General features: G+C 60.9%; 8 protein-coding genes. 5 read left to right on the top strand and 3 right to left on the bottom strand.

The genetic code is table 11. The features are described from left to right. Positions 1-473: 473 nt before the first annotated feature. Positions 474-2,414: a M23 family metallopeptidase gene (locus AC1DLT_RS16635; protein WP_477487445.1), complete on the top strand. Its 1,941-nt coding sequence runs from the start codon at positions 474-476 to the stop codon at positions 2,412-2,414. Between the two features lie 121 nt (positions 2,415-2,535). On the opposite strand, the gene AC1DLT_RS16630 is transcribed toward AC1DLT_RS16635, so the two are convergent. Both AC1DLT_RS16630 and AC1DLT_RS16625 read right to left on the bottom strand, forming a co-directional pair. Next, on the bottom strand, positions 2,536-3,093 hold the full coding sequence (locus AC1DLT_RS16630; protein WP_007767848.1) for an HNH endonuclease: 558 nt from the start codon (positions 3,091-3,093) through the stop codon (positions 2,536-2,538). 101 nt (positions 3,094-3,194) lie between these two features. Beyond that, the gene (locus AC1DLT_RS16625; protein ID WP_477487444.1) at positions 3,195-3,866 is read right to left on the bottom strand and encodes a DNA-3-methyladenine glycosylase family protein; all 672 of its coding nucleotides are present in this window, start codon (positions 3,864-3,866) and stop codon (positions 3,195-3,197) included. An 18-nt stretch (positions 3,867-3,884) separates the two neighbouring features. Between AC1DLT_RS16625 and gluQRS the strand changes: the two genes are divergently transcribed. Continuing rightward, positions 3,885-4,781 (top strand): tRNA glutamyl-Q(34) synthetase GluQRS, encoded by an 897-nt coding sequence (gene gluQRS / locus AC1DLT_RS16620; RefSeq protein ID WP_477487443.1) that lies wholly within the window; start codon positions 3,885-3,887, stop codon positions 4,779-4,781. Here gluQRS and AC1DLT_RS16615 read toward each other — a convergent pair. Next, positions 4,710-5,690, bottom strand: coding sequence for a YhjD/YihY/BrkB family envelope integrity protein (locus AC1DLT_RS16615; RefSeq protein ID WP_046600828.1), 981 nt, complete (start codon positions 5,688-5,690; stop codon positions 4,710-4,712). The genes gluQRS and AC1DLT_RS16615 overlap by 72 nt on opposite strands. A 70-nt stretch (positions 5,691-5,760) precedes the next feature. Here AC1DLT_RS16615 and AC1DLT_RS16610 point away from each other — a divergent pair, with 70 nt between their 5' ends. From AC1DLT_RS16610 to AC1DLT_RS16600, 3 genes are read left to right on the top strand one after another with little or no spacing between them, the layout of a single operon-like run. Beyond that, positions 5,761-6,594 (top strand): SDR family oxidoreductase, encoded by an 834-nt coding sequence (locus tag AC1DLT_RS16610; protein WP_477487442.1) that lies wholly within the window; start codon positions 5,761-5,763, stop codon positions 6,592-6,594. Between the two features lie 17 nt (positions 6,595-6,611). Then, positions 6,612-6,815, top strand: coding sequence for a twin transmembrane helix small protein (locus AC1DLT_RS16605; RefSeq protein WP_038546293.1), 204 nt, complete (start codon positions 6,612-6,614; stop codon positions 6,813-6,815). A 15-nt stretch (positions 6,816-6,830) separates the two neighbouring features. Then, a complete protein-coding gene (locus AC1DLT_RS16600) occupies positions 6,831-7,403 on the top strand; it encodes a cob(I)yrinic acid a,c-diamide adenosyltransferase (RefSeq protein ID WP_477487441.1) in 573 nt (190 codons plus the stop codon). Positions 7,404-7,410 lie beyond the last annotated feature (7 nt).

The following is a 7,410-nucleotide window of genomic DNA, read 5'->3' as shown; positions in this document are numbered from 1 at the left end:
GGTCCCAACCAGCATGCGCCAATCAATCAGTGATTTCTGTAGAACGAAAGTCGTCGTCGCCAGCAGCGCCGCCGCCCTCGTTCAGTGAGCGGGTTATAGTGCCGACCCCAGTTTGAAGTCAACAGCCTTGATTCAGAAATCTTGAGAAAAATGCCAACCTAATGATTTAAAAGATGAATTTCGGAAAAACTCTTCGAATTTCCGTTTTCTGGCGACTTTTGACCCCTTGAAGCATGTATAAACAGCGCCCTTTCGGCCCTCGCCCCAAAACCGCCCCGACAAATTCACAATCTCATGGTTACCACAGGGCCAGTAGGGAATCGAAAAGCGCATGTCAGGCGAATGTACGCGTTTGCACCGTCGCCGATTTGACTCTCTATGTTGAAAGGGGCACATGTTTGGCCCAAGGTCCCGCAGGCAGTATAAAAGCTGCCTACGGCAATAACGAGTATCAGGGACTGGCTTTAATTGGCATGATGACGGCCCGCAGCATGATCCGCTCGCTCGGCAACGAACCGCCGATCCTCGCCGACGGCCGTCGCGCCCCGGATCGACGTGAGATTTCGTTGCGTTGGCTGTCCGGCACCTTCCTGACCGGCATTACCTCTTCCATTCTGATGGGCGTTGCTTTGTTTGCCGCCCTCGACGGCCGGCAGCAGCTTGCCATCCCTGCCGAAGCCTCCGCCGCCATCCCGACAAACGATGCTGATGCAGCGTCACGCGGCAAGCGGTTGCTCGGCGGCAATATCGTCGCCATGCCGACCGACCGGAAGGTGATGGAAGTCTCGACGGTCGTGCACGAGGGCAATAAGGAAGTCGTTCGCCGCAAGCCTTTCGCGCATGTGAAGATGAACCTTGCCGCAAACCACGTGGCGCAGGAAGATTACCCGAACTTCGATCCGATGACGATCTTCTCGTCGAGCGAGACCCCGCCGCCGCCTGCAGCGCGTGCCAGCGTCATCTACGGGTCGAACGTCGAATCCGAGGTCAGTCTCCAGACCGTGGCCTTCCCCATTAAGGGCAGCATGTATGCCTTCGCGCCAGCGATGACGCTGGAGGAGGTCGAGGAGAACGTCCGTTCCAACGGCTCGGTGCTCACCGACGGCGGTGGCCAGCTTTCGGCTCTCTATTATGTCGACCCGCAGCGCTTCTCCTCAAAGGATGACGGCGGCGGTCTCGATATCACCGCCGGCCTTTCGGCCCGCGTCGTCGAGGAAAACATCTCGGTTTCAACACCTGAGGCGATCAACTCCCATACCCGCGAATATGCCGACGACATCATTCCGGTGCGCAAGGTCGAAACGGTCAGCCAGGCGATGGCCGAGGTCGGCTATCCGGAAGGCAAGGCGCGGGAAATTTCCGGCTACCTGCAATCCCGCCTCGGCGAAGCCAATCTTTCCGTCGGCGACGTGCTGCGCATCGGGGTTATTCAGGAAGGCGACATGGTTCTGGTCGTGCGCGCCAGCCTCTACCGGCGCGGCGATCACCGGGTAACGGTCGCCCTCGACGACCACGGCCGCTTCGTGGATGGCCAGGAGCCGCCGATGTTGGACGCGGTCGCCTCGGCCTTCAGCGAACAGCCCGCACAGGTCGTCGCCGGCCGCGAACTGCCGCGCGTCTACGACGGCATCTACCGGGCAGCCCTTTCCTACGGCATGAGCAAGGAAATGACGGGGACGCTGGTGAAATTGCTTGCCAGCAACGTCGACCTGCAGGCCCAGCTAAAGCCGACGGACAAGATCGAGGCCTTCTTCTCGGTCGCCGACGAAAAGGGTCAGGCCAACAAGGATTCCGAACTGCTTTACGTCAACGCCCGCTTTGGCGACACAACGAGCCGTTTCTACCGCTTTCAGAATTCGGACGACAATTCGGTCGATTATTTCGACGAGGACGGCAAGAGTATCCGCCAGTTCCTGCTGCGCAACCCGCTTCCGAACGGCCGCATGACCTCCGGTTTCGGCATGCGCGGCCATCCGATTCTCGGGAAAGCCCTCATGCATACCGGCACCGACTGGGCAGCCCCGCGCGGCACGCCGATCATCGCTACCGGCAACGGCGTCGTCGAAAAGGCCGGCTGGGACTCCGGCGGCTACGGCAACCAGACCCTCATCCGCCACGCCAATGGCTATGTCTCCTCCTATAATCACCAGAGCGCGATCGCGCCGGGGGTTCGCGAAGGCGCCAAGATCACCCAGGGCCAGGTTATCGGTTACGTCGGCTCCACCGGCCAGTCGACCGGCACCCACCTTCATTACGAATTGATCGTCAACGGTACCAAGGTCGATGCGATGAAAGTCCGCCTGCCCGGCGGCAATTCGCTGAATGGCAAGGCGCTCGCCCGGTTCGAAGAAGAACGCAAGCGGATCGATACGCTGCTCAACACCCAGTCGCCCGACGAAGTCGCCAGCCGGTAGCGAATTTGCCACCCGCTGAACTTCAAAACGCAGCACGCCCTCACTGATCAGGTCGATTTCTCGCGCAGGCTGCCCCGGATCGACCTTCATCCCGTCTAATACCGGCTCGATCCTCTCCGTCTTACGGCTGCAGTTCCGTATCCCAGTAGAGATAGTCCATCCAGCTTTCGTGCAGATAGTTCGGCGGGAACAGACGACCGTTATTATGCAGATCCTGCACCGTCGGCTGGTAGGGCTTCTGGTGCGGGAACATGGCGGCCTGCTTCGGCAGCTTGCTGCCTTTCCTCAGATTGCAGGGTGAACAGGCGGCCACGACATTCTCCCAGGTGGTCTCGCCGCCATGAGCGCGCGGGATGACGTGGTCGAAGGTGAGATCATCGTGTTCTCCGCAATACTGGCACTCGAACCGGTCGCGCAGGAAGACGTTGAACCGGGTGAACGCCGGATTGCGGGTCGGCTGGACATAGGTCTTGAGGCTGACGACGCTCGGCAGCTTCATCGAGAAGCTCGGCGAGCAGACCGAGTGATCGTATTCCGCGATGATGTTCACACGGTCAAGAAAAACCGCCTTGATCGCGTCCTGCCAGGACCAAAGCGACAAGGGATAATAACTCAGCGGCCGGTAGTCAGCGTTCAGGACGAGCGCCGGCAGGGCCTGCGGGGAGACTGCAATCGTCAAATGACGCTCCTACCCGATTCGGCATCTGTATATTCTATATTAGGTCCGTTGTTACAGGATTGTGAAGCCCAATAAATGCAGTGGGATACTCGGACGCGGCTTCAGGCCAAAGGTGTGACATCCCGACGCATTTTTGCCGCGTAATAGGCCCAGAAAAGCCGCGCGGCGACGGACCTCCACGGCCCCCAGGCTTTAGCCATCACCGCCAGATTTTTGGCGGACGGCCGCGTTTCGAGCCCGAATGCGTGGGCGACCGCAGCCTGCAGCGCCACGTCGCCGGCCGGGAAGATATCCGCATGTCCGCCACAGCACATCAGGTAGACCTCCGCCGTCCACGGACCAATTCCCGGCAGCGTGGTCATCTGCCGGATCGCCTCGTCCGTTTCCAGCGCGCAAACGGAAGCGAGATCGAAATGCCCTTCCGAAATTGCCGTGGACAAATGATGAAGCGTCGCCGCCTTTGCCCGTGAGAGGCCGAACGTGGCGATGATAGTGGGATCCAAGGCCCGATACCCTTCGGCGGTAACCGGGCCGGCCGCCGTTATCCTCCGCCAGATCGCCTCGGCACTCGCCCTCGACACCATCTGCGATACGACGATCGACGCAAGGCCGGAAAAGCCCGGCTCGTTCAGCCTGAGCGGCACCGGGCCGGAAGCCTCGACGATATCAGCAAGCCTTGGATCGAGCGTCACCAACGCCTCGAGCCCCGCCTGAATGTCGGAATGATCGCGGATGATCGCCACCGCCTGCCTCCCCACTGGTTGCCTCCCCATGGCAGTTTTTCAAAAAGCATGGCAGAAGAAATCATGCCCGCTCCGCCTCCAGATAAACCGGTCTATCGTTTCGCGCCAAGCCCGAACGGATTTCTGCATCTCGGCCATGCGCTGTCGGCGCTGCTCAACTACGACATGGCGGAAGCAATGGGCGGCTATTTCCTGCTGCGCATCGAGGATATCGATCTTGCGCGCTGCACGCCGGAGTTCGAGCAGGCGATTTATCGCGATCTCGCCTGGCTGGGGCTTCGATGGGAAGAGCCGGTGCGGCGGCAATCCGAACATTTCGACGCCTACCATGCGGCGCTCGAGCGATTGACCGAGATGGATCTCGTCTATCCGGCCTTCCTGACCCGCGGCGACGTAAAAGCCAGGGTCGCTGCCTACGAGGCGGACGGGAAGAGCTGGCCGCGCGATCCGGATGGTTCGCCACTTTATCCCGACCACGACAGATATCGCAGCGAGACCGAGCGGCGAAGGCTGATCGCGGAGGGTGTCCGGCATGCCTTTCGCCTCGACGTGGGAAAGGCACTTGGCCTCATCAAGGCGCCGCTGAACTGGACGGAGAGCGGCGACAGAGCGCGCGGCGAAATCCCCGCCGATCCGTCGGTCTGGGGCGATGTGGTCCTGTCCCGTTCGGATGCGCCGTCGAGCTACCATCTGTCGGTGACGGTGGACGATGCGGCGCAGGGCATCACCCATGTGGTGCGCGGGCTTGATCTCTTCGAAGCGACGGCCGTGCACCGCCTGCTGCAGGAACTGCTGGAACTGCCGCAGCCGGCCTATCATCACCACCGGCTGATCATGGGGCCAGATGGCAGGAAGCTGTCGAAAAGCGAGGGCTCAACCGGGCTCGCGGCGCTTCGCGACCAGGGCCTCTCGGGCGGCGATATTCGCCGCTTCGTCGGCCTCTGAGCGGATTTTCTCCCGCTCGCGATGCGCCTTCCGGCGGCGCGAGAAGACCGAATAGATCTTGTATTTCATCAGTGCGGCATTGAACTCGGCGCCGAGCATGAAGATGACGCCTACCATATAAAGGAAGATCAGCACGATCATGATCGACGCCAGACCGGCATAGGTGGCGGTATAATTGGCGAAGGTCGACAGATAGGCGGCAAAGCCGAGCCCGAAACACGTCCAGACCACGATCGTCAACGTCACGCCAGGAATGATGTCGATCAACCGGCGGTGGCCGGCCGGCAGCCACTTGTGGGAAGCGAGCAGGCCGATCAGCAATAATAGGGCGGTGCCATAGAGCCCCCAGTTTGCCGCCGTCGTGAGGTCGCTGATCAGCCACGGAAAATAAAATCGGGTCTCGGCAAAACGCAGCGCCACGGGAACGGCAAGCAACAGAATGCTGAGGACCGCAAAGATCACCACCAGGATAACGACATAACCGAGGCTCGCCAGCCGCGTCACGTACCAGGGCCGGGTCTCCGTGACGCGATAGGCTCGGTTGAGCGAAATGCGCAGGGCTTCGACGCCATTCGAGGCGAAATAGGCGGCCGCCAGCACCGAGATCGTCAAAAGGCCGCCGCGCGGGATTTCGAGGACCCTCTGCAGCTCGGAGGCGATGGGCTGCGCGATATCCGCCGGCCAAGTATCGAAGAGCAGGTGGACCGTCGTCTGCGAGAAGTCGCCAGCCCCCAGAAAACCCGCAAGCGCGGTGCCGAAGATCAGAAACGGAAACAGCGCCAGAAGGCCGGAAAGCGCGACATGGCTCGCCATCGCCCAGCCATCGTCATCCGAGAAATGCCAATAGGCGTCCCAAAGCACCTTGAAGGCGAGGCGATACCACCGGACGGGGCGGTTTTCTTCGGGCAATTGCAACTCCGTTGTGACGTGGTGGGAAATATGGGAGGAACTCTTTCGATTGTACAGGGAGCCTCACCGAATGGCCGAAAATAGAACGATCATCGTTACCGGCTGTTCCTCCGGCATCGGCGCCCATTGCACGCGTGCCCTGAAGGCCGATGGCTGGCGGGTCTTTGCAACGGTGCGCAGGCAAGCCGATCTCGCAGCCCTCGAGGCGGACGGCATCGAAGCCCTTTTGATGGATTACACCAAGCCGGATACGATCGCAGCCCTGGTCGCAACAGTGCTCGAGCGCACCGGCGGACGACTCGATGCGCTATTCAACAACGGCGCCTACGGTCAGGCGGGTGCGGTGGAGGATTTGGCGACCGATGTGCTGCGCGAGCAGTTCGAGACCAATTTCTTCGGTTGGCACGAGCTGACGCGGCGGGTCATCCCGGTCATGCGGGCTCAGGGTTATGGCCGGATCGTCAACTGTTCGTCGATACTGGGCCTGCTGCCCTATCGTTATCGCGGCGCCTACACAGCCTCGAAATACGCCCTCGAAGGGCTGACGCTGACCATGCGCATGGAACTCGAAGGCAGCGGCATCGGGGTAAGCCTCATCGAGCCCGGACCGATCACCTCTCGCTTCACCGCCAACGCGCTCGCCAAGATCCGCGAGCATGTCGACCTCGAAGGTTCGGTCCATGCGGAGCAGTATCGGCGGCAGCTCAGGCGCCTCGAGGGCGGGGGGCAGGCCAACCGCCATAAACTTGGGCCCGAAGCCGTCTATGACGTCTTGACGCATGCCTTGACCGCACCTCGTCCGAGGCCACATTATCTGGTAACAACGCCCGCCAAACAGGGCGCTTTCCTGAAAAGAATACTCCCGGCCGTGCTCTTCTATAAATTGATGCGCCGGCTGGATTGAAAGGCAGCAATCCGACAATGTCCACTTTCACAACCGTCCTTGCCCTGATCGTCATGGGCCTCGTGGTGCTCGTCCTGATCCGCGGGCTGTTCAATATGTTGAAGGGCACCGACGCCAACAAGTCCAACAAGCTGATGCAACTGCGTATTCTCTTGCAGGCAGTTGCAATCGTCCTCATCATGCTCACTCTCTGGATTACGGGCGGCGGTCGCCCGACCTGATTCTGATGATGGCGGATGGTAAAGCTCAACAAGATCTACACGCGCACCGGCGATAACGGCACCACGGCGCTGGTCTCGGGTCCGCGCCGCAACAAGCACGACCTGCGCGTCGAAGCCTATGGCACGGTCGACGAGACCAATTCGACGATCGGGCTGGCGCGCCTGCACACGTCAGACATGGCCGAACTCGATGCCATGCTCTTCCGAATCCAGAACGACCTCTTCGACCTCGGTGCCGATCTTGCCACGCCGGATACCGGCGAGAAGCTGGACTACGAACCGCTTCGGATCGTCGAAGCCCAGGCGACGCGGCTGGAAACGGAGATCGATGCGCTGAACGCCCATCTCGACCCGTTGACCTCCTTCGTGCTGCCGGGCGGATCGCCCGCCGCCGCTCATCTTCATATTGCCCGCACCGTGTCGCGCCGTGCCGAACGGCTGATGGTCGAGCTGTCCCGAAGCGAGACCGTCGGCGTCGCGGCGCTGAAATATATCAACCGGCTTTCCGATTTTCTGTTCGTTGCGGCGCGTTTTGCCAATGACGGAGGCAAAGCCGATATACTCTGGGTTCCTGGCAAGAACCGGTAACCGCAAC

Source organism: Neorhizobium sp. 05N33, from assembly GCF_056397445.1.
Note: the sequence above shows the minus strand (reverse complement) of the source record. Positions and strands in the feature narration are given on the sequence as shown.